This is a genomic window from Micromonospora sp. CPCC 206061, assembly GCF_036906915.1.
Classification (GTDB): Bacteria; Actinomycetota; Actinomycetes; order Mycobacteriales; family Micromonosporaceae; genus Phytohabitans.
Window position 1 is genome coordinate 148085 of sequence record NZ_JBAKHX010000002.1, and the last position, 25893, is coordinate 173977.

Genomic DNA, 25893 nt, shown 5'->3' on the forward strand with positions numbered 1-25893 from the left:
CTCGAAGGGGGCGCCTCGATCGTGGAGAGCCTGGACTCAGCTACGCGCGGAGACCTGGTAAATGATGCCGACGATGATGGAGAGCGCCGCGACGACGAAACCGATGATCGCGAGCGTCTGCGGCTTTCCTGCCTTCTTGGCGGCGTTGAGGGAAAGCACCGAGAAGATGATGCCCACGATCGGGCAGCACACGGCGAAGACGATGCCCAGCACGCCGAAGAGCGTGGTCTTGTCGTTGGCCGGCTGCGCGGCAGGCGGCGGATAAGGCGTGGTCAAGTTTCTGTTCCTCCCCTATTTGTTCATTGTGGCGTGACGATGCTCGCGTTTGATCAGTTCTTCGTCAAGACCGTGGTCAGAAGTAGCCGATCTCGGCCACCATGCCCACGATGAACATGACGAGGCCGAGTCCGGCGCCGACTATGCCGCAGATGAACCCGGCCTTCGCCTGACCCAGGTTGTTGGCCAGACCCTGCTGGGCCTTCTGCTTACCGAGGTGGCCCGTCACGATGGCCCCGATGCCGAGGGCGACGCCGAACAGGCTGCAGCAGATGCCCATCGGGATCGAGATGATGCCCAGGATCATGGAGATCAGACCCAGGGTGTTGTTCTGGCCCTGCGGACCCGGTGCCTGGTAGCCGCCGCCCGGGTAGACCGGTGCGGACGGGTACTGCCCGTAGGGCTGGCCCGAGGTGGGCTGGCCGTAAGGCTGCCCCGAGGTCGGTTGGGCGTAAGGCTGGCCGGACGTGGGCTGCTGGCCGTACGGATCGGACTGCGGCGGTGCGGCGTACGGGTCCTGGTATTGCGGCTGCCCGTACTGCGGGGGCTGCTGCGGCGGCTGCCCGTACTGCGGGGGCTGCTGCGGCGGCTGCCCGTACTGCGGCGGTTGCGCCGCCGGGTCGTTCGGCTGTTGGCCGTACGGATCCTGGCCGGGATAGCCGGGCTGCATCTTCGGTGCTCCTCGTCGTCAATGGGCAAGCGTTCGGCAGCGTACCTGGTCACCGCTAATGTCGGGGGTGCCGGTAGGGTGCTGACGTGCGCGAACCGGCTCGTCTTGTGGTCCTGGTATCCGGCTCGGGCAGCAATTTGCAGGCCCTGCTCGATGCGTGCGCCGATCCCGGATACGGCGCCCGCGTGGTCGCCGTCGGCGCTGATCGGGACGGCATAGCCGGTCTCGCCCGCGCCGCTGCCTCGGGTGTGCCCACGTTCGTCGACGTCGTCAAGGCATACCCGACGCGGGACGACTGGGACCGGGCGCTGACCGCGCACGTCGCCGAGTACGAGCCCGACCTGGTGATCTCGGCGGGCTTCCTGAAGCTCGTCGGTGAGCGGTTCCTGGCGGCCTTCGGCGACCGGTACATAAACACGCACAACTCGCTGCTGCCCGCCTTCCCGGGGATGCACGGCCCGCGCGACGCCCTCGCCTACGGCGTCAAGGTCGCCGGGGCGACGCTGTTCTTTGTGGACGCTGGGGTCGACACGGGGCCGATCATCGCCCAGGTGGCGGTGCCGGTGCTGGGTGACGACAGCGAAGAGACGCTTACCGAGCGCATCAAGGAAGCGGAGCGGCGCCAGCTCGTCGACGCGGTCGGCCGCCTGGTCCGCGAGGGCTGGACCATCAACGAAAGAAAGGTCACCATCCCATGACAGAGCTAGCTGGCGCTCGCCGCGCTCGCGCGGGGCAGGCGCCTTTGGGGCCGCCCTGTAGCCGACCCTGCGCTCGGTCGCTTCACTCCCTCGACTCCGGGCCGGCTGCGGGCGGCGGCGCATGACCGACGAGCTAGCTGGCGTGACTGACGAAGGTCGCCGTCCGATCCGGCGGGCTCTGGTCAGTGTGTACGACAAGAGCGGTCTCGCCGACCTGGCGCGGGCGCTGGACGGCGCCGGCGTGCAGATCGTCTCGACCGGCTCGACGGCGGCGGCCATCGAGGCAGCGGGTGCGCCGGTGACCCGGGTCGAGGAGCTGACCGGCTTTCCGGAGTGCCTGGACGGTCGGGTGAAGACGCTGCACCCCAAGGTGCACGCCGGGCTGCTAGCCGACCTGCGCCTGCCCGCGCACGCCGCGCAGCTGGAGGAGCTGGGCGTCGAGCCGTTCGACCTGCTGGTGTCCAATCTGTACCCGTTCCAGGAGACGGTCGCGACGGGCGCGAGCGTCGACGAGTGCGTCGAGCAGATCGACATCGGCGGGCCGGCCATGGTGCGGGCGGCCGCCAAGAACTTCCCCTCGGTAGCCGTGGTGACCTCGCCGTCGGCGTATCCGGACATCGTGGCCGCCCTCGACGGCGGTCTCACGCTCGCCCAGCGCCGCGCGCTCGCAGCCCGGGCCTTCGCGATGATCGCCGAGTACGACCTGGCGGTGGCGCAGTGGTGTGCGTCGACTCTCAACCCGGACGAGGACGGCTGGCCGGCGTTCGCGGGGCTGGCGCTGCGCCGGGCGAATGTGCTGCGGTACGGGGAGAATCCGCACCAGGAGGCGGCGCTGTACGTCAACCCGGACGCGCCGCCCGGGCTCGCGCAGGCCGAGCAGTTGCACGGCAAGGAGATGTCGTACAACAACTACGTCGACGCCGAGGCGGCCTGGCGGTCGGCGAACGACCACAGTGCACCGTGCGTCGCGATCATCAAGCACGCCAACCCGTGCGGCATCGCGGTCGGCGCCGACGTGGCCGAGGCGCACCGCAAGGCGCACGCCTGCGACCCGGTGTCCGCGTACGGCGGCGTGATCGCCGTCAACCGGCCGGTCAGCGTGGCGATGGCCGAGCAGGTCGCGGAGATCTTCACCGAGGTCGTGGTGGCACCCTCCTATGAGGAGGGTGCGCTGGAGGTGCTGTCAGGCAAGAAGAACGTGCGGCTCCTCGTCGCTCCGGAGTGGAATCCGCTGCCGGCGGAGTGGCGCCAGGTGGGCGGCGGCGTGCTGGTGCAGCTGATCGACCGGGTCGACGCGTCGGGCGACGACCCGGCCACATGGCAACTGGTGTCGGGCGAGCCGGGAGACCTGGACGACCTGACGTTCGCGTGGCGGACAGTGCGGTCGGTGAAGAGCAACGCCATCCTGCTCGCGTCGGGTGGCGCCACCGTGGGCGTGGGCATGGGCCAGGTCAACCGGGTCGACTCGGCCCGCTTGGCGGTGTCTCGGGCTGGCGACAGAGCCTCCGGCTCGGTGGCCGCGTCCGACGCGTTCTTTCCGTTCGCGGACGGGCTCCAGGTGCTGATCGACGCGGGCGTGCGCGCGGTCGTGCAGCCTGGCGGTTCGGTGCGCGACGACGAGGTCATCGCGGCGGCCAAGGCGGCCGGGATCACGATGTACCTCACCGGGACCCGGCACTTCTTCCACTGATCAGGGCGCGGAGACGGTATGGAGTGACGGCGGGCCGCCAGCTGGACCCTGGGTCACGGCGAAGATCTGCCTGCCGTCACCCGACCAGGCCAGCCCGCGGGGCACGAGCACGCCGTCTTCGGTGAGGTCGACGGTGCGCAGCGGGCTGGTGCCGTCGACCTTCCAGATCAGCAGGTCGTCGTCGGCGTTGTGCCGACCGGTCGCCAGGTAGCGCCCGTCGGGAGAGGTGCTCACCGCGTTCGGGTAGCTGCAGCCGTTGCCGTACGACCCCCGCGGGTAGGCCCTCGCGGGCCTACCCCGTGGATTCCAGGGCGACCAAGTTCAGCCGTCCGAACTCGTCGAGTTGGACTTCGCGCACCCGGGCAGACCAGCCATAGTTGGTCTGCCCGAAGCGCAGTGGGACCACCGGCATGTCCTGCGCGAGAACGTCTTCGGCCTGCTGGTACTTCTTGATCATGTCGGCTTCGGTGGCGGCCTGCGTGGCCTCGCTGACCAGCGAGTCGAAGCGCGTGTTGCTGTAGCCGGAGTAATTTGACGAGCCGGTCGTCGAGTACAGCGGCGCAAGGTAGCTCTCCATAGACGGGTAGTCCATCGGCCAGCCCATCCGGAACAGGCCTACTGGCTGGCGGGCCGCCACTTTGTCCAGCAGGTCCACGAAGCGCGGCACGGCCGCGCCCGCGCACTCGACGCCCAGGTTGGTGCGCAGCTGCGCACAGGTGGCCTCGACCCAGGAACCGTGGCCGCCGTCCTCGTTGTACGTGATCTGGAGCTTCGCTGGGCCGCCGGCCTCGGTGTACAGGCGCTTGGCCGCCGCCGCGTCGAACTGGCACGCCGCCCCGCAGCTGTCCTCCCGGTACCCGGCCACGACCGGCGGGACGAAGGCGCGCGCCGGCCGCCCATCCGGGAAGACCGCGTTCCGGTCGATCGCCATGGAGATCGCCGTCCGGACGTCCGGGTCGGAGAACTCCTGCTGGTACGTCGGGAACGCGAGGAACTGGAGCGTCGAGTCGACCTGGCGGCCGTACCGGTCGCCGAGATCCTCCGGCGCGCTGGTCACCTTCTCCGCCGGCACCGTGCGCAGCACGTCGAGGTCGCCCACGAGCAGGTCGCCGTACGCGGCGGTGAGCTGGTCGTACGGCTGGAACCGCACGGCCGGCACCTTCGGCTTGTCGCCCGGGTACGCCTCGTACCGCTCCAGGTCGATCGCCGCCCCGCGCCGCCAGGTGCCCTTGAGCTTGAACGGTCCCTGCCCGATGACCGTGTCCTCGAACTCTGGGTTGAGCACGCCCGGCGACTGCCACGCCGCCCGCGGCAGCGGGTAGAAGGCGGTGTCGCCCAGCATCGCAGGCAGCTCGGTGAACGGTGTGGAGAGCGTCACCCGGAAGGTGCGGTCGTCGACCTTCTTGAGGCCGGAGAGCGTCCGCGACTTCGGCTCGGCGGCCGGCTCGGGCCCGCCGCCGTCCGGGTCCACCGGCTGGGTGTCCGCGTACCCGGCGACCCGCGCGAAGAAGTAGCTGTTGGCCTGGTTGTTCGGGGCGTACGCGGCGTAGTTCCACGCGTCGACGTAGCTGTCGGCGGTCACCGGTTCGCCATTGTGGAACGTGTACCCGTCCTTGAGTGTGATCGTCCAGACCTTGCGGTCGGTCGACTTGATCGACTCAGCGGCGAGCGGCTGCGCGCGGTGGTCCCCGTCGTACCCGACGAGCGGCGTGAAGAGCGCGGCGAGCACCTCGGAGCCGTCGGTGTCGTTGGTGTTCGACGGTACGAGGTGGCGCGGCTCGGTGATCCCGATCCGTACCGTGCCCGGCGCCGCCTCGCTGGCGGCGTCACCCCCGAGCGGATCGCACCCGGCGGCCAGGGCCGCCGTCACGGCGAGCGGGATGGCGATAAGCCCGCGTACCTGCATCAGTCCCTCGGCTTTCGTCGTCGGCTCACTATGAGACCATTTGCGGCGTGACGGCCACAGTCCTGGACGGTAAAGCAACGGCGGCGGCGATCCGCGAAGACCTGCGGGCGAGGGTCAAGGCTCTCGCCAATCGTGGTCGTGTCCCGGGGCTGGGCACCGTGCTGGTAGGCCTCGACCCGGGCTCGCGGGCATACGTCGACGGCAAGCACCGCGACTGCGCAGAGGTCGGCATCGCCTCGATCCGCCGCGACCTGCCGGCCGACGCCACCCAGGAGCAGGTCGACGAGGTCGTCGCCGAGCTCAACGCCGACCCCGCCTGTCACGGCTACATCGTGCAGCTTCCGCTGCCTCAGCAGATCGACACCCAGCGGGTGCTGGAGGCCGTCCACCCCGACAAGGACGCCGACGGGCTGCACCCGATCAACCTGGGCCGGCTGGTGCTCGGATACGACGGGCCGCTGCCGTGCACGCCGCGCGGCATCGTCGAGCTGCTGCGCCGGTACGACGTGCCGTTGCGGGGCGCGAACGTCACCGTGATCGGGCGGGGCACGACGGTGGGCCGGCCGCTCGGGCTGCTGCTGACCCGGCGCAGTGAGAACGCGACCGTGACCCTGTGCCACACCGGCACCCGCGACCTGGCCGCGCACACTCGGAGCGCTGACATCGTCGTGGCCGCCGCGGGCGTGCCAGGCGTGCTGACCGCCGACATGATCCGGCCCGGCGCGGTGGTGATCGACGTCGGCATCACCCGGGTCGTCGGCCCTGATGGCAAGGGCGTGTACACGGGCGACGTGGCCCCGGGGGTGGCCGAGGTGGCGGGTGCCCTGGCTCCAGTACCGGGAGGCATCGGCCCCATGACGAGGGCGATGCTCCTGACCAACGTCGTCGAGCGGGCAGAAAAGGTCTGACCGACGGCGCGGCGGCGTGACCGATTCGCCGTATTTGTTCATGATCGAGGTATGCGACTCGTCGCCGCGGTCCTCGCACTCGGAATGTCAGCCGGGCCCGCCGCGCCGCTAGCCGGTCCGGCCCCAGACCTCGTCGTCGCCGTCCGCGCCCGCGTGCCGGGTGCCGAAGTCGCTGTGGCGCCACGCACCACGATCGAGTGGGGCTTCGGCACCGCTGTCCGCATGGTGACCGGTGAGGAGTACCCGGACGGCTGGCTCTTCGTCGCCCACCGCGAGAAGGGCCGCTGGCGGGTGGCTCTCGAAGGCGAGCCGCTCTTCGCCACGTTGAGCCGGAACGCGACCATCCTCAGTGGAGACGAGCGGCGCACCCTGGGAGACAGGACCGAGAGCACCGACCGGCGCACCGGCATGCGACTGCCGTTCGCGGTCGGCCAGACCTGGCGGTACACGGGCGGCCCGCACCCGATGAGCGGCGACGCCCGCAGCTCGATCGACCTCGCCGGCGGCGACGGCCGGGTGCTCGCGGCGCGCGGCGGTCTCGCGTACACGATGTGCAAGTCTGGCAAGGGCTGGGTGCGGGTGGTGCACGACCGGGGCCTCGCCACCGACTACTACCACCTCGAACGCAACATCCGGCCGGACGGCACCCGGGTGGTCGAGGGCGCGTTCCTGGGCCATATCGGCAACGACGTCTCGTGCGGCGGGCGTTCGAGCGGCAAGCACGTGCACTTCTCGCTGCGCCGCGACGGCCGGTACGTCGAGATCGACCGGCACGCGTTCGGCAAGTGGGTGATCATCGATACCGGACGGTCGTACAGCGGGGCCGCCCGGCACGGCTCGCAGCGGGTAGCCGTGGGCGGCAGCCTCCGCAACCACGGTGCCCTCGGCCTCACCCAGGGCATCGTCGACACCGACGGCGGCAGCACGCTCAACCGCCGCGCCGGGCCAGGCGTGGGGCACGCCGTGGTGGGCACCGTGTCCGACGGCGGCACCGTGACGATCGCCTGCTCGGCGCGCGGCACCGTTCACACCGGTCGTGACGGATACACCAGCGACCTGTGGAACAAGCTCTCCGACGGCAGCTGGGTCAGTGACGTCTACGTGTGGACCGGCACAGGTGACCCGGTCAACGGCTTCTGTACCAAACACGGCTGATACGGTCCGGAAAAAGAACCTCGACCGGTATCAGAGAGTGAGACGACCATGGGCAAGAAGGTCACCGTCGTCGGCGCCGGCTTCTACGGCTCGACGACCGCGCAGCGCCTGGCCGAGTACGACATCTTCGACACGGTCGTGCTCACGGACATCGTGGACGGCAAGCCAGAGGGACTGGCGCTGGACATGAACCAGTCCCGGCCGATCGAGGGCTTCGAGACCAAGGTCGTCGGCCAGACCACTGGCCCGAACGGCGAGGGCTACGAGGCGATCGAGGGCTCGGACATCGTCGTCATCACGGCCGGCCTGCCGCGCAAGCCGGGCATGAGCCGCATGGACCTCCTCGGCGTGAACGCCAAGATCGTCCGGCAGGTGGCGGAGAACGTCGCCAAGTACGCGCCGAACGCCGTCGTCATCGTCGTGTCCAACCCGCTCGACGAGATGACCGCCCTCGCCCAGATCGCGACCCAGTTCCCGAAGCAGCGGGTGCTCGGCCAGGCCGGCATGCTCGACACCGCCCGGTTCAGCCACTTCGTCGCCGAGACGCTGGCCGTGCCGGTGGCGTCGGTACGCACGCTGACTCTCGGCTCGCACGGCGACACGATGGTGCCGGTGCCCTCGCAGTGCACCGTCAACGGCAAGCCGCTGTCGGAGCTGCTGCCCGCCGAGAAGATCGAGGAGCTGGTCGTCCGCACCCGCAACGGCGGCGCCGAGGTGGTCGGGCTGCTGAAGACCGGTTCGGCGTACTACGCCCCCTCCGCCGCCGCGGCACGCATGGCGCGCGCGGTCGCCGAGGACTCCGGCGCCGTCCTGCCCGTGTGCGCGTGGGTCGACGGCGAGTACGGCATCTCGGGCGTCTACCTGGGCGTCGAGGCGGCGATCGGCGCCGACGGCGTCAACCGGGTCGTCGAGACCGACCTGACCGAGTCTGAGCTGGCAGCCCTCAAGGAGGCCGCCGAGGCCGTCCGCAGCAAGCAGGCCGACGTAGCCAACCTCTGACTTCGTGGTGGCCGTAGCGGCGCGCTCGCGCAAGCGCGCCGCTACAGCTTCACGAACGGCTCCGGCAGGTGGGCGGTGGCCAGCACGACGCCGGGGACCAGCAGCTTCGCGCGCGACTCGCGCGCCGCGCCCGGGTCCATCTCGAAGGTGTACACCACCTCGGGCGCCACGATCTGGACGGCGTGCACCAAGAGATCACCGGTGACGAGGGTCGGCTCGTCGGCGTACTCGATCAAAACGGCCTGGTGGCCCGGCGTGTGGCCGGGTGTGTGGACGGCCTTGACGCCGTCTCGTATGTGGGTATCGCCCTCGACGAGTCGCAACTGGCCGGCGGCGGCCAGCGGGGCGAGGAGCAGTTCGCGCAGCGGCGGGTTCAGCTCGTCGACCGCGTCGGCGTCGGCGCGTTGCAGCAGGTACTCGGCGTTGGGGAAGTAGGGCGTGTCGACAACCGCCCAGCCGACGTGGTCGGTGTGCAGGTGCGTGAGGACGACGGTGCGCACGTCGGTGGGCTCAATGCCGGCGGCCTCCAGCTCGGCGGGCAACTGCCCTGGCACCGGCGCCCAGCTCGCGGCCGGCGACCCGGCCGGACCGATGCCCGCGTCGACGAGAATGACGCCGCCGTCGTCGTGCCGGATCGCGAAACAGCGAAACCGCAGCAGCCACTGCCCGTCAGGGGTCACCGCGCCCGGATAGCGCTCGTCGGTGAGCCGCCAATGCTCGCCGGTGGCCTGCGGAAATGCCTCATTTCGGGGCAAGAAGAACGGGCCTTCGCCGTCTGTCAGTGCGATGACTGTGACGTCGCCAAGGGTGTGGGTGAGCGGCATGCGAAGGAGTCTAGGCTGTGCAGTACGCTCGTACTGCTTAATGAATCCCCGCGAGAGGAGCGCCGGCGCGATGGCGAAGATCAAGGTGAACAACCCAGTCGTCGAGCTCGACGGCGACGAGATGACCCGGATCATCTGGAAGCAGATCCGGGAGCAGCTGATCCTGCCCTACCTCGACGTCGAGCTGGAGTACTACGACCTCTCGATCCAGCACCGCGACGAGACCGACGACCAGGTCACCGTCGATGCCGCCAACGCCATCAAGCGGCACGGCGTCGGCGTGAAGTGCGCCACCATCACGCCGGACGAGGCGCGGGTCGAGGAGTTCGGCCTCAAGAAGATGTGGCGTTCGCCCAACGGCACCATCCGCAACATCCTCGGCGGCGTGGTCTTCCGTGAGCCGATCATCATGGCGAACGTGCCCCGGCTGGTGCCCGGCTGGACCAAGCCGATCATCATCGGCCGTCACGCGCACGGCGACCAGTACAAGGCGACCGACTTCGTGGTGCCCGGCCCCGGCACGCTCACGCTTGCCTTCACGCCCGCTGACGGCTCGGCGCCGATCGAGTTCGAGGTCGCCAACTTCCCCGGTGGCGGCGTGGCCATGGGCATGTACAACTTCGACGAGTCGATCCGCGACTTCGCGCGCGCCTCGTTCCGGTACGGGCTGGACCGCAAGTACCCCGTCTACCTGTCGACGAAGAACACCATCCTCAAGGCGTACGACGGGCGCTTCAAGGACCTGTTCGCCGAGGTCTTCGAGAACGAGTTCGCCTCGCTGTTCGCGGAAGCCGGCATCACCTACGAGCACCGGCTGATCGACGACATGGTGGCCGCCGCGCTCAAGTGGGAGGGCGGCTTCGTCTGGGCCTGCAAGAACTACGACGGCGACGTGCAGTCCGACACGGTGGCGCAGGGCTTCGGCTCGCTCGGCCTGATGACCTCGGTGCTGATGACCCCGGACGGCAAGACCGTCGAGGCGGAGGCGGCGCACGGCACGGTCACCCGGCACTACCGGCAGTGGCAGAAGGGCGAGAAGACCTCCACCAACCCGATCGCCTCGATCTTCGCGTGGACGCGGGGCCTGGCCCACCGCGGCAAGGTGGACGGCACGCCGGCGGTGACGGAGTTCGCGGAGAAGCTGGAGCAGGTCTGCGTCGAGACCGTCGAGGGCGGCCAGATGACGAAGGACCTGGCGCTGCTCATCTCCCGCGACGCCCCGTGGCTCACCACAGACGAGTTCATGAACGCTCTGGACCAGAACCTGTCCAAGAAGCTCGCCTGACCCTTTTCGAATGGGGCGCCGCGCCGGTGGGCGCGGCGCCCTTTTTTCAGTCGAGTTCGGCGGGGACGGTCACCACGTCCACGAAGGCGCCGCGGCGAAGGACCGTCACGGGCATGCGGGTGCCGATCGCGGGGCCGAGCATCAGGCGCTGGAGCGCCTGCACGTTCGACACCGGACGCCCTCCCGCCGAGACGATCACGTCGCCCAGGTAGATCCCGGCCACGCCGGCCGGGCTGCCAGGAACGACCTCCACCACGCGCAGCCCCATCTTCTGATCCAGCCGCTCGGCGACCGGCGGCGGCAGCGGCACGGGCGCGCCCGCCACACCCAGCCAGGCGCGGCGCACCCGCCCGGTCGACACCAGCTCGCCGATGATCTGCCGGGTGTTCGGATTGATCGGCACGGCGAGCCCGAGCCCGTACCCGGCTACCGCAGTGTTGACACCGATCACCCAGCCATTGGAGTTGGCGAGCGCGCCGCCGGAGTTGCCCGGGTTGAGGGCGGCGTCGGTCTGGATCACGTCGTCGATGAGCCGGACCCTGCGGCCGTCGCGGGCCGGGATGGACCGGCCGAGGCCGGACACGACGCCGGCGGTCACCGAGCCGGCCAGGCCCATCGGGTTGCCGACCGCCACCACGAGCTGCCCGATCCGCAGCCGGTCGGCGTCGCCCAGCTCGGCGGGCGGGGCGCCGGTGGCGCGTACCCGAAGGACCGCGAGGTCGGAGAGCGAGTCCGCGCCGACCACGTCGAACCGGGTCTCCAGGCCGTCGCCGAATGTCGCCGTGCCACTCGTGGCGCCGGCGACCACGTGTGCGCTGGTGAGTAGGAACCCGTCGTCGGTGAAGGTCACGGCCGATCCGGCGCCGGCGCCGCGGGCCGCGCGCACCGCCAGGGCGGCCACGCTGGGCAGGACCTTTTCGGCGACGGTGGTGACCACCTGGGAGTACGCGTCGAAGACGTCCTGTTCGGTACTCATGACGTGCGGAACGCGGCGGGACGCCGGTCAATGCCCGGATCCGCTGTGAGCGAACACGCCGGCAGCTCGAACCAGCGCAGCTCCTCGAAGTGCGGTGACACCGCGTCGCCCGGGTGGCCGTCGAGGTCCGGCTCCGGCAGGTCGAGCAGCAGCTCACGGGCGTACGCCAGGTAACCGTCGAGCGCTTCCTCGTCGGCCCGCTCGTGGTGGGCCGGCCAGGACAGCTGCCCTTCCTCGTCGTACCAGAGCTGGCCCAACCGCAGCGGCGGCTCGACAAGGCCCGCGCGGTGCCGCCAGAGCGCCGTGTGCGGGTCGAACCGGTACTCCGGCAGCAACTTCCACCCATGGGTGGCGACGAGGTCCACGGCGTCGATCAGGTACCTGCAGACCACGTCGGTCAGGAAGTAGTTGAAGCTGACTCGCACCCATCCGGGCTTGATCCCCTCGCAGCCCGCGACGATCTCCGCCTCGTACCGGTGCGACAGCTCCAGGTCTACGCCCAGCAGCCGGTGGCCGTACGGTCCCGCGCACGAGCAGCCGCCGCGCGACTGGATCCCGAAGAGGTCGTTGAGCAGCGCCACGACGAAGTTGTGGTGCAAGCCGCGACCATTCGGCCGGCGTACCACGAACGAGAGGATCGAGAGCCGGTCGGCGGTGAGGTTGCCGAGGATCTGAATGGCGGGATTCGCGCTCCAGGACGTGACCGCGCGGTGCAGGAACTGCTCCTCCTGCTCCCGGATCACGTCCGTCCCCACGGCCCGCTTGAGCTGAAACACGAGCCCCGCGCGGATCGACTCGACGATCGCCGGCGTGCCGCCCTCCTCCCGGTGCGCCGGGTCGGTGAGGTAGCGGTGCTCATACGCGTTGACGTAGTCGACCGTGCCCCCGCCCGGCACGGTCGGCACCCGGTTGCGCAGCAGTTCGCGCCGCACCACCAGCACGCCCGGAGTGCCCGGCCCACCGACGAACTTGTGCGGCGACAGGAAGATCGCATCCTTGCCGTCGATGCGGATGTCGACGTACGGCCCGGCGGCCGCGTAGTCCCAGAACGACAGCGCGCCGTGCCGGTGCAGCAGCGCGGCGATCACCTCGGTGTCGGTGAGGATGCCGGTGACGTTCGAGGCGGCCGAGAACGACCCGATCTTCAGCGGCCGATCCGCGTATTTGACGAGTGCTGCCTCCAACGCGTCCTGGTCGACATGGCCATCATGATCTTCGGGAATCAGCACGAGGTCCGCGATGGACTCGCGCCACGGCAGATCGTTCGAGTGATGTTCGTACGGTCCGATAAAGACCACTGGACGTTCGCGGATCGGGATCTGGTCGCGAAAGCCATAAGCGTCGTCGAGCGACGCCGGCAGCCGCAGGCCGAGTACCGAGATGAGCTTGTCGATGGCGCCGGTGGCGCCCGATCCGGCGAAGATGACGACGGTGTCCTGGTCACCGCCCACGCACTCGCGGATCGTCGTTCGGGCATCCTCGCGCAGGCGGGTGGTCTGGAGCCCGGTGCCGGACGATTCGGTGTGCGTATTGGCATATCGTGGCAGCACCTCGTCGCGGATAAAGTCTTCGATGAAGGTGAGGGCACGTCCGGACGCGGTGTAATCGGCGTACGTCACGCGGCGCGGACCGTACGGCCCCCACATCACCTGGTCGTCACCGATGACCGCTTCGCGAACGCGGCGCAACAACGGCGTGTCGCCCATGACTCATTATCGCCCCCCTCAAAAGTGGAAATTTCGGGGAGTCGCACATCCTGTCCGGTTGCGGTCAGGCGCCGGCCGGTTGACTAGTCGTAGCTCCCGAAAGGGGGAACGGATGGTCAGCGTGGACCATACAGAGCCGGCCGACGTGGTGGACCGCCTGTTGTGGCGGGACGCGCAATACATGCTCGGGCGGCACACACAACCCAACCAGGTCGGTGAGTGTGTCTGGTGCGGCTCGGCATGGCCGTGCCCACCCAGGAGACTCGCCGAGCGCGCCGAGACGGCATCCCGCCGGCCTTGGCGCGAGGCATGGACGGCCCGGCACGACCTCAATGGGCTCCGCGCGCTACCTAGCTGGCGCGAGAGACCCGGCGGAGGCCGATGGCGGGAACGGCGTGCCCCGACAAACCGTGGCTCCTTCGACCAACTATGACCCAAATTCGGCGGTGACGTCGCGGTGCCCCGCCAGCACCGTGGCGACCCGCGAAACACCCACCCAGCAGTCCGGTGACCAGCATGCCTCCGCTGGTCCGACGCCTCCGGCCAGGCGTTCCCCCGGTTTGGGTGGGTATGGCGGGCGAGAGTACGTGATCGCCGGTTCCCCCGCATGCATCGATCACGTACTCTCGCCCGGCCAGTCTCCGGGCAGAGGCAGCACGTACCGCATATGGCGCACGGGTGCCGTGCCGATGTGATCCTCGCGCTCGACGCCGTCCGGCGCCCAGCCTCCCCGCTCGTAGAAGCGCCGGGCCCGCGTGTTGGCGGTGAGCACCCACAGCACCGCCCGACGCCAGCCACCCGCGCTGAGCTTCGCCAGCGCGTCGCGCATCAGCACCCGCCCCACGCCGCTGCCCACCAGATCCGGGTCGACATGGATGGCGTTGAGGATGCCCGTATCGGGTTCCTCGTCGGGCCCCAGATAGGTGAACCCGACAACCGCCCCGTCCGCCTCGGCCACCGTGAGCTGATGATCGCCTCGCTCGTACCGCCAGCGCTCGACCCAGTAGTCGACCATCGCGCTCGGCGGCATCGCGGTGAGGGCGTCGTGCGGGACGAATCGCGAGTACGCCGCCAGCCTCGACCGGAAATGCAGCTCACCGACCGCCGTCAGGTCGTCTTCGGCCCCGGCCCGGATCACGACGGTCACGCTGTCGAGGGTAGCCGCGCCGGCACCGGTACCCGCATCAGATCCTCGGCGATGATCAGCTCGCCGTCGAAGTGCTCGCGCGCCTCGACGGCGAAGCCGGCCGGATCGTCGTACCGCTGGCTGAAGTGCGTGAGCACCAGCCGGCGTACCTTCGCTTCCGCCGCCACCCGCGCGGCTTGCGCCGCGGTCAGGTGGCCGACCTGCGCGGCCATCGCGGCATCCCGCGACCGGAAGGTCGCCTCGATCACCAACAGGTCGGCGCCTTCGGCGAGGGCGTAGACGTTGTCGCAGAGGCCGGTGTCCATGACGAACGCGAAGCGCTGCCCGGGCCGCGGCACACTGACGTCGTCGAGCGTGACCCCCCGCAGGTGCCCGGCACGGATGAGCTCACCCACCGCAGGACCAGCGATGCCGTGGGCGGCAAGCTTGTCGGGCAGCATGCGGCGCCCATCGGGCTCGATCATCCGGTACCCGTAGGTCTCGATCGGATGCCGCAGCCGCCGCGCTTCGAGGATCGTCCCAGGAATCGGGCCTTCGCGTTCAACGGCTGCCTCGCGGACGTCAGCGGTCTCGTAGAAGCTGGTCGCGTGCCGCATCCTGCGGAAGTATTCGGTGCCGCTGGCGGGAAAATGCGCGACGACCGGATGGGGCACCCGGTCGAGTGACAGCCGCTGGATGACTCCAGGCAGCCCCAGGCTGTGATCGCCGTGAAAGTGCGTCACGCAGATCCGGGTGATGTCGGTGGCGGCGACGCCCGCCCGCAGCATCTGCCGCTGCGTACCCTCGCCCGGGTCGAACAGGATGCCCTGGTCGTCCCAGCGCAGAAAGTACCCGTTGTGGTTTCGGTGCCGGGTCGGCACCTGGCTCGCCGTGCCGAGGATGATCAGCTCACGCACGCCCGATATTAGACAACCCCCGGGGCTTCCGCGCTCGTGCGCGGACCGGCTGGACTAGGCCGGAACCCCGGGGGTCGGGTGTCTGACTTGGTTTCGCCGCACCGCTGTCACACGGTCTCGACGACGTGCTGTGTCAAGGACAGCGGCTAGCGGACAGCCACCTCACGAGTCCTATAGCTACACAAAGCTGGACCACCTCCCTTCCCGTGTACAGCCACGCTATCCACTCCGCGCGGTGATCGGCAACGCCTATTTCGCGCACCCGTTTCGCCCCTTTCCTGCCGCCTCTCTCCGTCGATCAAGGGCAAACGCACGTGGTTGGATCTCATTTCCACGTGCGTTTGCCCTTGATCGATGCGAATGGCCTTGATCGGCGGGGCTGGACGCCGCACGCGAGCCGTGCCCCTGCGGAGCAAGATGACCCGGTCGACCTCAACCCGGCCGTCACCGCCGCCATCGTGGCCAGCCTCGTCTCCCTCGTCGGCGCCGCCCTGTCGTACCTCGCCAGCACGGCATCCGCCCGCCATCAGGTCGAGTCGGCGCGCCAGCAGCTCGAACAGAGTCAGCTGCGTGAGGTGATCCTCAAGCGCATTGAGATCTACCCGAAGCTGTGGCGTATCCCCATCGAGGCGGTCCAGGGCTGTCGACGTACGTCAAGGACGACCTCGGCAGCTGCCGAGTCGCCGTCCTACAAGCCCGAACCCCGTAGTCAACACCGGCCCTCGCCCCCGGGTGGTCCCTTCCGGCGCCCGACAAGAGATTGCCCGTGAGATTGCCACTTTTGGCGACATGGGTAACCCAGGATACCTATAGTCGACATCACGGGCTAAACGCCCAAGTCGCCCGAACAGGGGCGGTTACCATCTAAGGGGGATCTAATGCGCCGATCCATGCTCACTCGCGCCGCTGTGCTCGCCGCGTCCGCGGCGATGACCACCGGTCTGATGGCCGGATTCGGAACTGCTGCGTCGGCCAGCCCGGCCACGTCCGTCACCGAGGCCGCCGGGGGCAACGGTCACGGCAACGGTCACGGCAACGGTCACGGCAACGGTCACGGCAACGGCAACGGTCACGACAACGGTCACGACGATGACTTCTTCGTTGACTTCCTCGGCATCTTCAGCCCCACCAGCGGCATCTTCATTGCATTCTGACCGACACCAACTGGCTGGGGCGGTGTCCGCAACACCGCCCCAATCCAGGCCGTCGCCAGGTCCTGGGCGTGGAATCAGGCGTCGTTGCGGGACGTGGTGGCTTACACGTGCGCCAGGAAGGCGTCTAGCTCCTCGTCGCTCTCGAACACGCCGTCGCGCTTGAGATCATCGATCGACTCGATGGGCTTAGGCCGCGACGACGGACCTGCTCGTCCAGCGACTCGCGGCGACGGGCGTTCCGGCACGGTCGTTCAGAGGCTCGGCTCCACTCGTCATTCGCTCACCACCCTTCGCCGCGAGTCTGTCACGCGTAGCGCTGGTCGGAAGACCCCAATCAGGCGTCGGTCTTCGCCACCCCGATGGGGCAGGACATCCCATTCGGGCCGTGGTTGCAGTAGCCGTTCGGATTCTTCGAATCCGACAAGTACTGCTGGTGGGATCGATGCATCTGGCACCTTATGTGCGCGGTGGCGTCACGAGGACCAGACCGTGGTGTTCGGCGAAGCCCTCGTAGTCCTTCACGTTGAGGGTCGCCAACGGCAGCCCTTCCGCCAGGCACGTAGCGGCGATCCAGGTGTCGTTGATCGGGGCGACACGACCGCGTCTCTGCGCTGCTGCGGCCAGCCGACCCCAGGTCTGCGCCACCGCGATGTCGTATTCGAGATGCGTCTGGCGAGACAACCACAGCTCCAGCCGATCCCGGTTGCGCGGTCCCCAGTCGCGAAGCTCGGCCCACTTGGTCATCTCGGCGATCGTCACGAACGAGACGCATGTCAGCTTGCCGGCCAACGGCCTGTTGAAGCCGGCGGGCAGCCGCCCTCGAAAGCTGAGGGAGGCCACGTCGGTGTCGAGGACGACGTAGTCCACGAGCGGCTACGCGAGGTTGGCGTGACGCTCGGCGTACACGTGCGCGAGGAAGGCGTCTAGCTCCTCGTCGCTCTCGAACACGCCGTCGCACTTGAGATCATCGACCGACTCGATGGGCTTAAGGCCCCGACGACGGACCTGCTCGTCCAGCGACTCGCGGCGACGGGCGATCCGGCACGGGTCGTTCAGAGGCTCGGCTCCACTCGTCATTCGCTCACCACCCTTCGCCGCGAGTCTGTCACGCCTGGCGCTGGTTCACCGACCCCAATCAGGCGTCGGTCTTGGCGACCCCGATGGGGCAGGTCATCCCATTGGGGCCGTGGTTGCAGTACCCGTTGGGGTTTTTGTCACTTGAAAGGTACTGCTGGTGGTAGTCCTCGGCGTAGTAGTACTCGCGTAAGGGCTCGATCTCGGTTGTGATCTCCTCGTGCCCGGCCGCTCGCACCACCGGCGCGAACGCCTCCCGGGACGCCTGTGCCACCTTCGCCTGCGCATCCGACGTGGTGTAGATGGTGGAGCGGTACTGGGTGCCCACGTCGTTGCCCTGGCGCATGCCCTGGGTCGGGTCGTGGTTTTCCCAGAAGACCTTGAGCAGCCGCTCGTACCCGATTTTCGCCGGGTCGTAGACCACCTGGACCACCTCGGCGTGGCCGGTGAGGCCGGAGCAGACTTCCTCGTAGGTCGGGTTCGGGGTGCTGCCGCCGGCGTAGCCCACCGACGTGGAGATCACGCCGGGCAGGCGCCAGAAGAGTCGCTCGGCGCCCCAGAAGCAGCCCATCCCGAACACTGCCACCTCGGCGCCGGCGGGCCAGGGGCCGCGCAGCGGGGTGCCGAGGACGGTGTGGCGCGCGGCGACCGGCATTTCGGTGGCGCGGCCGGGCAGGGCCTGGTCGGGGGTGGGTAGGTCGATTTTCACGCGTCTTAGGAACACGGGTTGACACCTCCGACAGGGATAACGCCAAGGGCCGCCCGAGCCTTACCCGAGCGCTGCGGCGATCTTCTCGGCGTACAGGCTGGCCTCGTCGTCAGACGTGTACCGCGTCCGCGGCCAGAAGAAACCGCGTAGGCCGTCGCCTTTCGTCCGCGGTACCACGTGGGTGTGGAGGTGCGGCACGGACTGCGACACCTTGTTGTTCATGGCGACGAAGGTCCCGCCGGCTCCGAGGCCGGCCTCGACGGCGAGGGACAGGCGTCGCACCAGGCCGAAGTAGGGCGCCAGGTCGCCGGTGGGCAGGTCGCCGAGGACGGCGACGTGCGTGCGCGGCACGACCAGGATGTGGCCTTTGAAGACGGGCCTGGTGTCGAGGAACGCGAATCCGGCGGGCTCGTCGGCCACCACGAACGCCGGTACGGAGCCCGCGACGATGCCACAGAACAAGCATTCGGCCATCCGGGAAGAGTAAGGCGCGGCGTGCGTGAGGGCGGGACCGGGGAAGGACTAGCCTCGGCCCAATGACGTACGGGTTCGACACGCTCGCCATCCACGCCGGCCAGGAGCCGGAGGCCCGCACCGGCGCGGTGGTGCCGCCGATCTTCCAGACCAGCACGTTCGCGCAGGACGCGGTGGGTGAGCCCCGCCTCGGCTACGAGTACGCGCGGTCGGGCAACCCGACCCGCGACGCGTTGCAGGAGTGCCTGGCCGCGCTGGAGGGCGGCCGGCGTGGCCTGACGTTCGCGTCGGGGCTGGCCGCGGAAGACACACTCCTGCGCACCGTGTGCCGGCCTGGCGACCACGTGGTGATCCCGGACGACGCGTACGGCGGCACCTACCGGCTGTTCGCCAAGGTCGCCGAGCGTTGGGGGCTGGCCTGGACGGCCGCGCGTATTTCCGACATCGACCAGGTGCGGGCGGCTGTCACCGACAAGACGAAGGTCATCTGGGTCGAGACCCCCACCAATCCGCTGCTCGGCATCGCCGACATCGCGGGGCTCGCGGGCGTCGCGCACGAAAACGACGCGCTCCTGGTCGTCGACAACACGTTCGCGTCGCCGTACCTCCAGCAGCCCATCGCGCATGGGGCCGACATCGTCGTGCACTCGACGACGAAGTACATCGGCGGCCACTCTGACGTGATCGGTGGTGCGCTCGTCGTGGCCGACCCCGGGTTGGGCGACGAGTTGGCGTACCACCAGAACGCGATGGGCGGCATCAACGGCCCCTTCGACGCATGGCTGACCCTCCGCGGTGTGAAGACGCTCGGGGTACGCATGGACCGGCACTGCGACAACGCCGAGCGCGTCGCGGCGTACCTCCAGCGGCACCCGAAGATCGCCCAGGTTCTGTACCCGGGCCTGCCCACCCACCCCGGCCACGAGACCGCGGCGAAGCAGATGCGCCGCTTCGGCGGGATGATCTCCTTCCGCGTGGCGGGCGGTGAGGCGCAGGCGGTCGAGGTCTGCAACCGGACGAAGCTCTTCGTGCTCGCGGAGTCGCTCGGCGGGGTCGAATCCCTCATCGAGCACCCCGGCAAGATGACACACGCGAGCGCTGCCGGCTCGCCGCTTGAAGTTCCCTCGGATCTCGTGCGACTGTCGGTCGGCATCGAGACCGCCGACGATCTACTCGCGGATCTGGAGCAGGCACTCGGCTAGCCCAAGGGGAGGGGCCGTGCAGGAGACGTGGGTCGGCGCGACTGCGAAGCAGATCGCCCGTGCGGTGCGGCGCGGCGACGCTTCCGCGACGCAAGTGGTCGCCGACCATCTCGATCACATCGCGACCGCCGATCCGGTGCTGTCCGCGTTTCGGGTGGTGCGGGGCGGTGAGGCGATCGTCGAGGCGGAAAAGGTCGACGAGCAGGACGACCTCGCCAACCTGCCGCTGGCCGGGGTGCCGGTAGCGGTCAAGGAGAACACCGCCGTCGCGGGCCTGCCCACGTGGAATGGCTCGGCGGCGGCGCGCGGGCCGGTGGCCGAGGACGACCACGAGGTGGTTCGCAGGCTGCGGGGTGCGGGCGCGGTCGTGGTCGGTGTGACCCGGATGCCCGAGCTGGGCCTGTGGGCGACGACGGACGACGAGACGGGCACGACCCGCAACCCGTGGCGCACCGACCGCACCCCCGGCGGCTCGTCGGGCGGTGCGGCGGCCGCGGTCGCGGCCGGCCTGGTGCCTTTCGCGCACGGCAACGACGGGCTCGGCTCGATCCGGATCCCCGCCGCCTGCTGCGGCCTGATCGGGCTCAAGCCGGGTCGCGGCGTGGTGCCGTGCAACCTGGGCGCCGACGACTGGTACGGCCTCACCGAGCACGGCATCCTCGCCACGACCGTCGCCGACGCGGCGGTCGGGTTTGCGGTGCTCGCCGGCCGCCGCCCGGAGAAGCTGGTCGAGCCGCAGCGGCTCAAGGTCGCCGTGTCGCTGCGTTCGCCGGTCCGCGGGGTACGACCGGACAAGCCCAACCGCGACGCGGTCGCCGAGGCGACCCGCCTGCTGGTCGCCGCCGGGCACGACGCGGTCACCGCCGACCCGGTATATCCGACGTCGCTTGGCCTACGCGGCATCGCGACCTGGTTCGGCGCCGCGTGCCGCGACGCCGAGTCGGCCGGGCTCGACCGCAAGACCCTCCAGCCACGGACCCGCCGGCACGTCGCGCTCGGCGCGTGGGCACTACGCAAGGGGTACGTCCGAGAGTCGGACCGCGCGGGCTGGCGCGACCGGTCGATCGGCTTCTTCTCCGACCACGGCGTCGACCTGATGATCACGCCCGCGCTGGCCGGTGCGCCCATCGCCGCCGATGGCTGGTCACGGCGGTCATGGCGGGCCAACATGGTCGCCAACATCCGGTACGCGCCCTACGCCGCACCCTGGAACATCGCCGGGCTGCCCGCCCTGGTCGTGCCCGTCGGCATGCGGCCCGACGGGTTGCCCGTGGCCGTGCAGATCGTCGGACCGCCCGGTTCGGAGCTGTCGCTGCTGGCGGTGGCGGGCCAGTTCGAGATGATCGCGCCGTGGCAGCGGCACGCGTCGACCTGGCCGCGTGTGGGCAGGTCAGCCGGTGGTGCGACGATCGGGCAATGAGCGAGCGAAGCGAGCGGATCATTGGGCTCAGTGCGCTTGGAGCCTCATGGCCGCCCGCGGCGAAGCGAGGACGGTCATGAGGGAGCTCCTGACCTTGGGCGACGTCGAGGCCGCCCGAGACCTGCTGAGCGGGGTCGTCCGGACTACGCCACTTGAACCGTCCCGCCCGCTGTCCGCGGCCATCGGCGGTCCGGCCTGGCTCAAGTGTGAAAACCTGCAGCGTGCCGGCTCGTACAAGGTGCGTGGCGCGTACGTGCGCATCTCCCGGCTGTCGCCGGAGGAGCGGGCCCGTGGCGTGGTCGCCGCCAGCGCCGGTAACCACGCCCAGGGCGTGGCGCTCGCCGCCGGGCTGCTCGGCGCCGTCTCCACGGTCTTCATGCCGGTGGGCGCGCCCATCCCGAAGGTGTTGGCCACCAAGGGGTACGGGGCCCGGATCGAGTACGCGGGCACCACAGTCGACGACGCCCTGGTGGCCGCCCGCGAGTTCGCCGAACGTACGGGGGCGGTGCTGATCCACCCGTTCGACCACCCGGACGTGATCGCCGGGCAGGGCACGGTGGCGCTGGAGATCCTCGAACAGTGCCCGGACGTCAAGACAATCGTTGCCGGGTTGGGCGGTGGCGGGCTGCTCTCCGGCATCGCGGTCGCCGCCAAGGCGCTCCGCCCGGACGTACGGGTGATCGGTGTGCAGGCCGAAGGCGCTGCCGCGTACCCGCCGTCACTGCGGGCCGGCACGCCCGTCCGGCTGGCAACATTGGACACGATCGCCGACGGCATCGCGGTGGGTTGCCCGGGCGAGCACACGTTCGCGCACGTCAGCAAGCTCGTCGACGAGGTCGTGACGGTGACCGAGGAGGATATTTCCCGGGCGCTGCTGATGCTGCTGGAGCGCGGCAAACTGGTTGTCGAGCCGGCGGGCGCCGTGGGCGTGGCGGCCATGATGGCCGGCGCGGTGACCGTCGAGACGCCCGCGGTGGCGGTGTTGTCGGGCGGCAACATCGACCCGCTCCTGCTGCTGCGAGTGATCGAGCACGGGCTGACGGCGGCCGGCCGGCACCTGCGGTTCACCGTGCATTGTGGAGACCAGCCGGGACAGTTGGCTTCTCTGCTCGCCCTGATCGCCGAGCACCGGGCCAACGTGGTGGACGTGCAGCATCAGCGGGTGAGCCCGCGGCTGCGGCTGGGCGAGGTCGAGGTGGCGCTTTCCGTCGAGACGCGCGGCCCCGAACACGCCGAAAAGCTCATCGGTCTGCTGCGCGCCAGCGGATACGAGGTGACGTTCCGCTCCGCGTAGCCTCTTGATACGGCGGTGCCCGCCGCCAGAAGGCGACGGGCACCAATGTGCTCGTACGGGTCTTACTGCCAGCTCGGCTTCGACTTCTTGACAGCCTGGGCCCGAGTCGCGGCCGCGCTGCTCGCGGCCCCCCGCAGGCCGGCGGTCGCGTCGGCCGACGTGATGTTGGGGTTGACCGCTCCGTCGCTGACCACGAACGCCACGATGTCGAGGAGGAAGTGCGTGGTCTGGCTGGTGAAGACGGACAGGCCGGAGGCGACCGAGGTGTCGTCCCAGCCGGACGCGCTGAATACGAAGTTGGACAGGTTCTGGCCCGGCGAGTAGTTGACGCTGGAGACGCCCGGCCGGGTCGTGTTGTAGGCCCACACGGTCAGGAAGCCAGCGGCCCCCTGCCCGGTGACGGTCGCGTTGAGCAGCACGGCGTTCGGGAAGAACGCCAGGTCGCTCAGGTCGATGTTGACCGACCGGCCCGCGATCAGGCGACCGGCGCTGTCGAGGTTGCCCGCCGCGTTGAGGATGCGCGCGCGTCCAGCGGTGTTGCGGGTGTCAATCGCCCGGGTCGGCGTCACGGGCACCGTGGTGTTCGAGTTGAACGTCGAGTGCACCGCGTGCGAGAACGTGAAGCCGGGGTACTGCACCGACACCCACGGCAGGCCCAGTCCGTCGGCGGCGAGCGAGCCGGCCGGAGCGTCGTCGTTCAGCCAGTCGCCGTGCGGTACGAGCTGGAGCGCCGGGCCGGCCGCCGTGCCACCCTCGACGGGCGTCTCGTTCGGGTTGTACAGCGCCAGGGTCGGGAGCTCCGGGCTGCTCGCCTGGATACCCGTGCTCGGGACATTGGTGCCGACGTTGTTGTTCTGGCCCTGGAGGACCGGCTGGCCCGGGGCAGCCTGGGCGGGCGTTGCGGCCACCGCACCCGCAACGCCGGCACCCGCGACGCCCGCCGCGACCGTGCCGGCGCGGCGCAGGAGCCGGCGGCGGTCCACGGTGGACTTTTCGGACTCTGCCATTCGAGTTACCTCCCCATGAAGGAAGGCTCACTTTTCGTGAGCCGACGGCGATCCTCGCAAGGGAAGGGTGTGTCGCGCTATCCGTCGAACGTCCTAGCCGCCGAACGGCTTGAACTCGACGACCGTGACCTTGATGTCTGCGCCGCTCGGTGCGGTGTAGGTCACGGTCTGGCCGGGCCGAGCGCCGAGAATGGCCTGTCCTAGGGCGGATTCCGGGCTGTACACGGTCAGATCAGTCGTGGCCGCGATCTCCCGGGACCCGAGCAGGAATGTCTCGGTATCGTCGGTGTCGTCGTCGAAATGGATGGTCACGACGGTGCCGGGCGCGACCTTGTCGGCCTTGGGGGCGTCGCCGACGCGAGCGGTGCGCAACAGCTCCTGCAGCTGGCGGATCCGCATCTCGGCCTTGCCCTGCTCTTCCCTGGCAGCGTGGTAACCGCCGTTCTCGCGCAGGTCGCCTTCCTCGCGTCGCGCGTTGATCTCAGCGGCCATCGCCGGACGGGCCGCGATCAGCTCGTCGAGCTCGGCCTTCAGACGGTCGTGCGCGTCCTGGGACAGCCAGGTGGCCTGCGCCTGGGGGTCGGTGGTGGACACAGACGATCTCCTCGGGTGGGCTAACGGGCAAACAAATCAGAACTACCAACTTACCAGCGACTGACACCACCGTAATTACGCGTTTTTCTTCGGCGGCTGAACCGGGTCAGTCGTGCCGGTCAATTCGCTACTCGGCTGCCCGGCAGCGCACCACTTCGCCGATCACGGGACGTGCGCTGGTCACAAGCCGGTATCGGGTCAGTGGACGGGTTTCACCGGGTGCCGCGGCCACCGCTACCTCCGCCTTGCCGACCTCGGCGCCGTCGCGCGACCGGGCTCTCAACACGCAGATCGCCTTGCCGCCATCCGGCACGTTGACCCGGAACTCGACATCGATCCCGGTGTCGGTGACTCCGGAGTAGCTGGTCACCTGGGCGTTGTAAGACGGGTCGCCGTACTGCTGGTACAGCTTGACCGCGAGCCCGACGCCCGCCGCGACCACCGCCGCGACCAGCAACGCGACCACCCACCGGCGCTGCTTGCGCGGCTCCCGCCGGCGGCCGTACCGGCCGGGCGGGAACACCGGGGCACCGGAGGTAGTTGTTGCCTGCGTCTTGGTCACCGGGGTGGATCTCCTGCGATTGTTGTCGGAGGCATCGGCCAGAATGGCGGAGGTGCGCTGCTGTTCCATAGTGACAGCACGTGATCGAGGGGGATCCGGCAGGTCGTGAGGGAGTTTTTCGTTGTCTGAGCAACTGCGTCTGATGGCTGTGCACGCACATCCGGACGACGAGTCCAGCAAGGGTGCCGCCACTATGGCGAAATACGTCGCCGAGGGCGTGTCCGTGCTGGTCGTGACGTGTACGGGGGGCGAGCGGGGCAGTGTGCTCAACCCGAAGATGGATCGGCCCGACGTGTGGGAAAACATCGCGGAGATCCGCCGCGCGGAGATGGACGCCGCCCGCGCGATCCTGGGTGTCGACCAGGCGTGGCTCGGCTTCGTCGACTCCGGCCTGCCCGAGGGCGACCCGCTGCCGCCGCTGCCCGACGGCTGCTTCGCGCTCCAGGACGTGCAGGCCGCGGCTGCACCGCTGGTGCGGTTGATGCGCGAGTTCCGCCCGCACGTGGTCCTGACGTACGACGAGGAGGGTGGCTACCCGCACCCCGACCACATCATGTGCCACAAGATCAGCATGGTGGCGTTCGACGCCGCAGGTGACGTCGAGCAGTTCCCCGAGATGGGTGAGGCGTGGCAGCCGGCCAAGCTGTACTACCAGCACACGTTCACGCGGGCGAAGTTCGTCGCGCTGCACGAGGGCATGATCGAGGCCGGGCTCGAATCGCCCTACGCCGAGATGCTGGAGGGCTGGGAGGACGACGGGCGCGACAAGAGCGACCGGATCACCACCCGTGTCGAGTGCGGGGCCTACTTCCATCTGCGCGACGACGCCCTGCGTGCGCACGCGACCCAGGTCGACCCGGACGGGTTCTTCTTCCGGGCGCCACTGGACGTCCAGCAGCGGCTCTGGCCGACCGAAGACTTCGAGTTGGTCAAGTCGCATGTCGACAACGCGGTGCCGGAGACCGACCTGTTTGCGGGGTTGCGCCCGCCTGCGCGTACCGTGGAGTGATGCTGACGGCTGCACAAGTGCTCGCGGAGAACAACTTCGGCGACACGCGCTCCGGTGGCCTGGCGGGGCCCATGGGGTTGTTCATCATCGTGCTGCTGGCGATCGCGACCGTGCTGTTGATCCGGAACATGAACGGTCGCCTGCGGCGGCTCCCCGGCCAGTTTCCGCAGCAGCAAGATCAAGAGAAGCGGGCGGCCGAATCCACGGGCACTGTCCTTGATCCGACAGATCGCGAGTCCAGCACCTGACCGTGTTCTA

At 69.4% G+C, this 25893-nt stretch carries 29 protein-coding genes and 1 pseudogene; 13 read left to right on the forward strand and 17 right to left on the reverse strand.

The annotated features are described in order from the left end of the window. Window positions 1-36: 36 nt before the first annotated feature. Both V6V89_RS03005 and V6V89_RS03010 read right to left on the reverse strand, forming a co-directional pair. Window positions 37-276 (reverse strand): hypothetical protein, encoded by a 240-nt coding sequence (locus tag V6V89_RS03005; protein ID WP_334617351.1) that lies wholly within the window; start codon window positions 274-276, stop codon window positions 37-39. A gap of 76 nt (window positions 277-352) precedes the next feature. Continuing rightward, a complete protein-coding gene (locus tag V6V89_RS03010) occupies window positions 353-946 on the reverse strand; it encodes a hypothetical protein (protein WP_334617352.1) in 594 nt (197 codons plus the stop codon). Window positions 947-1032: 86 nt separating this feature from the next. Here V6V89_RS03010 and purN point away from each other — a divergent pair, with 86 nt between their 5' ends. Next, window positions 1033-1644, forward strand: coding sequence for a phosphoribosylglycinamide formyltransferase (gene purN / locus V6V89_RS03015; protein WP_334617353.1), 612 nt, complete (start codon window positions 1033-1035; stop codon window positions 1642-1644). A gap of 121 nt (window positions 1645-1765) precedes the next feature. Next, complete coding sequence (gene purH / locus V6V89_RS03020; RefSeq protein WP_334617354.1) at window positions 1766-3334, forward strand: bifunctional phosphoribosylaminoimidazolecarboxamide formyltransferase/IMP cyclohydrolase; 1569 nt, start codon at window positions 1766-1768, stop codon at window positions 3332-3334. Here the strand turns inward: purH and V6V89_RS03025 are convergent, their stop codons facing one another. Then, on the reverse strand, window positions 3335-3568 hold the full coding sequence (locus tag V6V89_RS03025) for a hypothetical protein (protein WP_442935054.1): 234 nt from the start codon (window positions 3566-3568) through the stop codon (window positions 3335-3337). It abuts the gene before it with no gap. Between the two features lie 58 nt (window positions 3569-3626). Beyond that, on the reverse strand, window positions 3627-5240 hold the full coding sequence (locus tag V6V89_RS03030; protein ID WP_334617355.1) for a peptide ABC transporter substrate-binding protein: 1614 nt from the start codon (window positions 5238-5240) through the stop codon (window positions 3627-3629). A 47-nt stretch (window positions 5241-5287) separates the two neighbouring features. Here V6V89_RS03030 and V6V89_RS03035 point away from each other — a divergent pair, with 47 nt between their 5' ends. Genes V6V89_RS03035 through mdh form a run of 3 tightly spaced genes read left to right on the forward strand, consistent with a single transcriptional unit; the run spans window position 5288 to window position 8302 of the window. Beyond that, entirely contained in the window at window positions 5288-6148 is an 861-nt protein-coding gene (locus V6V89_RS03035) for a bifunctional methylenetetrahydrofolate dehydrogenase/methenyltetrahydrofolate cyclohydrolase (protein ID WP_334617356.1), read from the forward strand. Window positions 6149-6199: 51 nt separating this feature from the next. Continuing rightward, window positions 6200-7303, forward strand: coding sequence for a M23 family metallopeptidase (locus V6V89_RS03040; protein ID WP_334617357.1), 1104 nt, complete (start codon window positions 6200-6202; stop codon window positions 7301-7303). A gap of 48 nt (window positions 7304-7351) precedes the next feature. Next, entirely contained in the window at window positions 7352-8302 is a 951-nt protein-coding gene (mdh, locus tag V6V89_RS03045; RefSeq protein WP_334617358.1) for a malate dehydrogenase, read from the forward strand. A gap of 41 nt (window positions 8303-8343) precedes the next feature. Here mdh and V6V89_RS03050 read toward each other — a convergent pair whose 3' ends face one another. Beyond that, the gene (locus V6V89_RS03050) at window positions 8344-9126 is read right to left on the reverse strand and encodes an MBL fold metallo-hydrolase (RefSeq protein ID WP_334617359.1); all 783 of its coding nucleotides are present in this window, start codon (window positions 9124-9126) and stop codon (window positions 8344-8346) included. 70 nt (window positions 9127-9196) lie between these two features. Between V6V89_RS03050 and V6V89_RS03055 the strand changes: the two genes are divergently transcribed. Continuing rightward, on the forward strand, window positions 9197-10411 hold the full coding sequence (locus V6V89_RS03055; RefSeq protein WP_334617360.1) for an NADP-dependent isocitrate dehydrogenase: 1215 nt from the start codon (window positions 9197-9199) through the stop codon (window positions 10409-10411). A 46-nt stretch (window positions 10412-10457) separates the two neighbouring features. Here V6V89_RS03055 and V6V89_RS03060 read toward each other — a convergent pair whose 3' ends face one another. The 4 genes from V6V89_RS03060 to V6V89_RS03075 form a co-directional block, all read right to left on the reverse strand. Then, window positions 10458-11387 (reverse strand): S1C family serine protease, encoded by a 930-nt coding sequence (locus V6V89_RS03060; RefSeq protein ID WP_334617361.1) that lies wholly within the window; start codon window positions 11385-11387, stop codon window positions 10458-10460. Further along, complete coding sequence (locus V6V89_RS03065) at window positions 11384-13093, reverse strand: aminotransferase class V-fold PLP-dependent enzyme (RefSeq protein ID WP_334617362.1); 1710 nt, start codon at window positions 13091-13093, stop codon at window positions 11384-11386. Before V6V89_RS03065 ends, V6V89_RS03060 begins: the two co-directional genes overlap by 4 nt. Window positions 13094-13709: 616 nt before the next feature. Continuing rightward, a complete protein-coding gene (locus V6V89_RS03070) occupies window positions 13710-14240 on the reverse strand; it encodes a GNAT family N-acetyltransferase (RefSeq protein ID WP_334617363.1) in 531 nt (176 codons plus the stop codon). Further along, window positions 14237-15136, reverse strand: coding sequence for a ribonuclease Z (locus V6V89_RS03075; protein WP_334617364.1), 900 nt, complete (start codon window positions 15134-15136; stop codon window positions 14237-14239). The genes V6V89_RS03070 and V6V89_RS03075 overlap by 4 nt, the downstream gene beginning before the upstream one ends. A gap of 335 nt (window positions 15137-15471) precedes the next feature. On the opposite strand from V6V89_RS03075, the gene V6V89_RS03080 reads away from it, so the two are divergent. Then, complete coding sequence (locus V6V89_RS03080; protein WP_334617365.1) at window positions 15472-15906, forward strand: hypothetical protein; 435 nt, start codon at window positions 15472-15474, stop codon at window positions 15904-15906. A 159-nt stretch (window positions 15907-16065) separates the two neighbouring features. Continuing rightward, the gene (locus V6V89_RS03085) at window positions 16066-16290 is read left to right on the forward strand and encodes a hypothetical protein (RefSeq protein WP_334617366.1); all 225 of its coding nucleotides are present in this window, start codon (window positions 16066-16068) and stop codon (window positions 16288-16290) included. Between the two features lie 334 nt (window positions 16291-16624). Here the strand turns inward: V6V89_RS03085 and V6V89_RS03090 are convergent. The 5 genes and pseudogenes from V6V89_RS03090 to V6V89_RS03110 form a co-directional block, all read right to left on the reverse strand. Then, window positions 16625-16726, reverse strand: a pseudogene (locus V6V89_RS03090) (peptide-methionine (S)-S-oxide reductase MsrA); the annotation flags it as partial. Between the two features lie 20 nt (window positions 16727-16746). Further along, the gene (locus V6V89_RS03095; protein WP_334617367.1) at window positions 16747-17157 is read right to left on the reverse strand and encodes a type II toxin-antitoxin system VapC family toxin; all 411 of its coding nucleotides are present in this window, start codon (window positions 17155-17157) and stop codon (window positions 16747-16749) included. Window positions 17158-17163: 6 nt separating this feature from the next. Beyond that, the gene (locus V6V89_RS03100) at window positions 17164-17367 is read right to left on the reverse strand and encodes a hypothetical protein (RefSeq protein WP_334617368.1); all 204 of its coding nucleotides are present in this window, start codon (window positions 17365-17367) and stop codon (window positions 17164-17166) included. A gap of 58 nt (window positions 17368-17425) precedes the next feature. Beyond that, window positions 17426-18088: a peptide-methionine (S)-S-oxide reductase MsrA gene (msrA, locus tag V6V89_RS03105; RefSeq protein WP_334617369.1), complete on the reverse strand. Its 663-nt coding sequence runs from the start codon at window positions 18086-18088 to the stop codon at window positions 17426-17428. 45 nt (window positions 18089-18133) lie between these two features. Beyond that, window positions 18134-18547, reverse strand: coding sequence for an HIT family protein (locus tag V6V89_RS03110; RefSeq protein WP_334617370.1), 414 nt, complete (start codon window positions 18545-18547; stop codon window positions 18134-18136). Between the two features lie 62 nt (window positions 18548-18609). Here V6V89_RS03110 and V6V89_RS03115 point away from each other — a divergent pair, with 62 nt between their 5' ends. The 3 genes from V6V89_RS03115 (at window position 18610) to ilvA (ending at window position 22463) form a co-directional block, all read left to right on the forward strand. Beyond that, complete coding sequence (locus V6V89_RS03115) at window positions 18610-19749, forward strand: cystathionine gamma-synthase (protein ID WP_334617371.1); 1140 nt, start codon at window positions 18610-18612, stop codon at window positions 19747-19749. A 16-nt stretch (window positions 19750-19765) separates the two neighbouring features. Next, window positions 19766-21169, forward strand: a complete 1404-nt coding sequence (locus V6V89_RS03120) for an amidase (RefSeq protein WP_334617372.1) — start codon at window positions 19766-19768, stop codon at window positions 21167-21169. Between the two features lie 76 nt (window positions 21170-21245). Further along, on the forward strand, window positions 21246-22463 hold the full coding sequence (ilvA, locus tag V6V89_RS03125; protein WP_334617373.1) for a threonine ammonia-lyase: 1218 nt from the start codon (window positions 21246-21248) through the stop codon (window positions 22461-22463). A gap of 62 nt (window positions 22464-22525) precedes the next feature. Here the strand turns inward: ilvA and V6V89_RS03130 are convergent, their stop codons facing one another. The 3 genes from V6V89_RS03130 to V6V89_RS03140 form a co-directional block, all read right to left on the reverse strand. Then, a complete protein-coding gene (locus V6V89_RS03130) occupies window positions 22526-23470 on the reverse strand; it encodes a hypothetical protein (protein ID WP_334617374.1) in 945 nt (314 codons plus the stop codon). Between the two features lie 93 nt (window positions 23471-23563). Next, a complete protein-coding gene (greA, locus tag V6V89_RS03135) occupies window positions 23564-24064 on the reverse strand; it encodes a transcription elongation factor GreA (RefSeq protein WP_334617375.1) in 501 nt (166 codons plus the stop codon). Between the two features lie 127 nt (window positions 24065-24191). Then, window positions 24192-24626 carry a DUF4307 domain-containing protein gene (locus V6V89_RS03140; protein WP_334617376.1) on the reverse strand — a complete coding sequence of 145 codons (435 nt, stop codon included), beginning with the start codon at window positions 24624-24626 and terminating at the stop codon, window positions 24192-24194. Between the two features lie 142 nt (window positions 24627-24768). Between V6V89_RS03140 and mca the strand changes: the two genes are divergently transcribed. After that, window positions 24769-25635 (forward strand): mycothiol conjugate amidase Mca, encoded by an 867-nt coding sequence (mca, locus tag V6V89_RS03145; protein WP_334617414.1) that lies wholly within the window; start codon window positions 24769-24771, stop codon window positions 25633-25635. Next, window positions 25635-25883, forward strand: coding sequence for a hypothetical protein (locus V6V89_RS03150; RefSeq protein WP_334617377.1), 249 nt, complete (start codon window positions 25635-25637; stop codon window positions 25881-25883). The genes mca and V6V89_RS03150 overlap by 1 nt, the downstream gene beginning before the upstream one ends. The last annotated feature ends 10 nt before the right edge of the window (window positions 25884-25893 follow it).

Bases quoted from the DNA above. Each gene is read 5' to 3' on its own strand.
- V6V89_RS03130 (WP_334617374.1), bottom strand. From the start codon at position 23,470: ATGGCAGAGTCCGAAAAGTCCACCGTGGACCGCCGCCGGCTCCTGCGC.
- purH (WP_334617354.1), top strand. From the start codon at position 1,766: ATGACCGACGAGCTAGCTGGCGTGACTGACGAAGGTCGCCGTCCGATC.
- V6V89_RS03060 (WP_334617361.1), bottom strand. From the start codon at position 11,387: ATGAGTACCGAACAGGACGTCTTCGACGCGTACTCCCAGGTGGTCACC.
- V6V89_RS03065 (WP_334617362.1), bottom strand. From the start codon at position 13,093: ATGGGCGACACGCCGTTGTTGCGCCGCGTTCGCGAAGCGGTCATCGGT.
- V6V89_RS03040 (WP_334617357.1), top strand. From the start codon at position 6,200: ATGCGACTCGTCGCCGCGGTCCTCGCACTCGGAATGTCAGCCGGGCCC.
- ilvA (WP_334617373.1), top strand. From the start codon at position 21,246: ATGAGGGAGCTCCTGACCTTGGGCGACGTCGAGGCCGCCCGAGACCTG.
- V6V89_RS03010 (WP_334617352.1), bottom strand. From the start codon at position 946: ATGCAGCCCGGCTATCCCGGCCAGGATCCGTACGGCCAACAGCCGAAC.
- V6V89_RS03085 (WP_334617366.1), top strand. From the start codon at position 16,066: ATGACCACCGGTCTGATGGCCGGATTCGGAACTGCTGCGTCGGCCAGC.
- V6V89_RS03050 (WP_334617359.1), bottom strand. From the start codon at position 9,126: ATGCCGCTCACCCACACCCTTGGCGACGTCACAGTCATCGCACTGACA.
- V6V89_RS03100 (WP_334617368.1), bottom strand. From the start codon at position 17,367: ATGACGAGTGGAGCCGAGCCTCTGAACGACCCGTGCCGGATCGCCCGT.
- mca (WP_334617414.1), top strand. From the start codon at position 24,769: ATGGCTGTGCACGCACATCCGGACGACGAGTCCAGCAAGGGTGCCGCC.
- mdh (WP_334617358.1), top strand. From the start codon at position 7,352: ATGGGCAAGAAGGTCACCGTCGTCGGCGCCGGCTTCTACGGCTCGACG.
- V6V89_RS03150 (WP_334617377.1), top strand. From the start codon at position 25,635: ATGCTGACGGCTGCACAAGTGCTCGCGGAGAACAACTTCGGCGACACG.
- V6V89_RS03055 (WP_334617360.1), top strand. From the start codon at position 9,197: ATGGCGAAGATCAAGGTGAACAACCCAGTCGTCGAGCTCGACGGCGAC.
- V6V89_RS03030 (WP_334617355.1), bottom strand. From the start codon at position 5,240: ATGCAGGTACGCGGGCTTATCGCCATCCCGCTCGCCGTGACGGCGGCC.
- V6V89_RS03115 (WP_334617371.1), top strand. From the start codon at position 18,610: ATGACGTACGGGTTCGACACGCTCGCCATCCACGCCGGCCAGGAGCCG.
- V6V89_RS03110 (WP_334617370.1), bottom strand. From the start codon at position 18,547: ATGGCCGAATGCTTGTTCTGTGGCATCGTCGCGGGCTCCGTACCGGCG.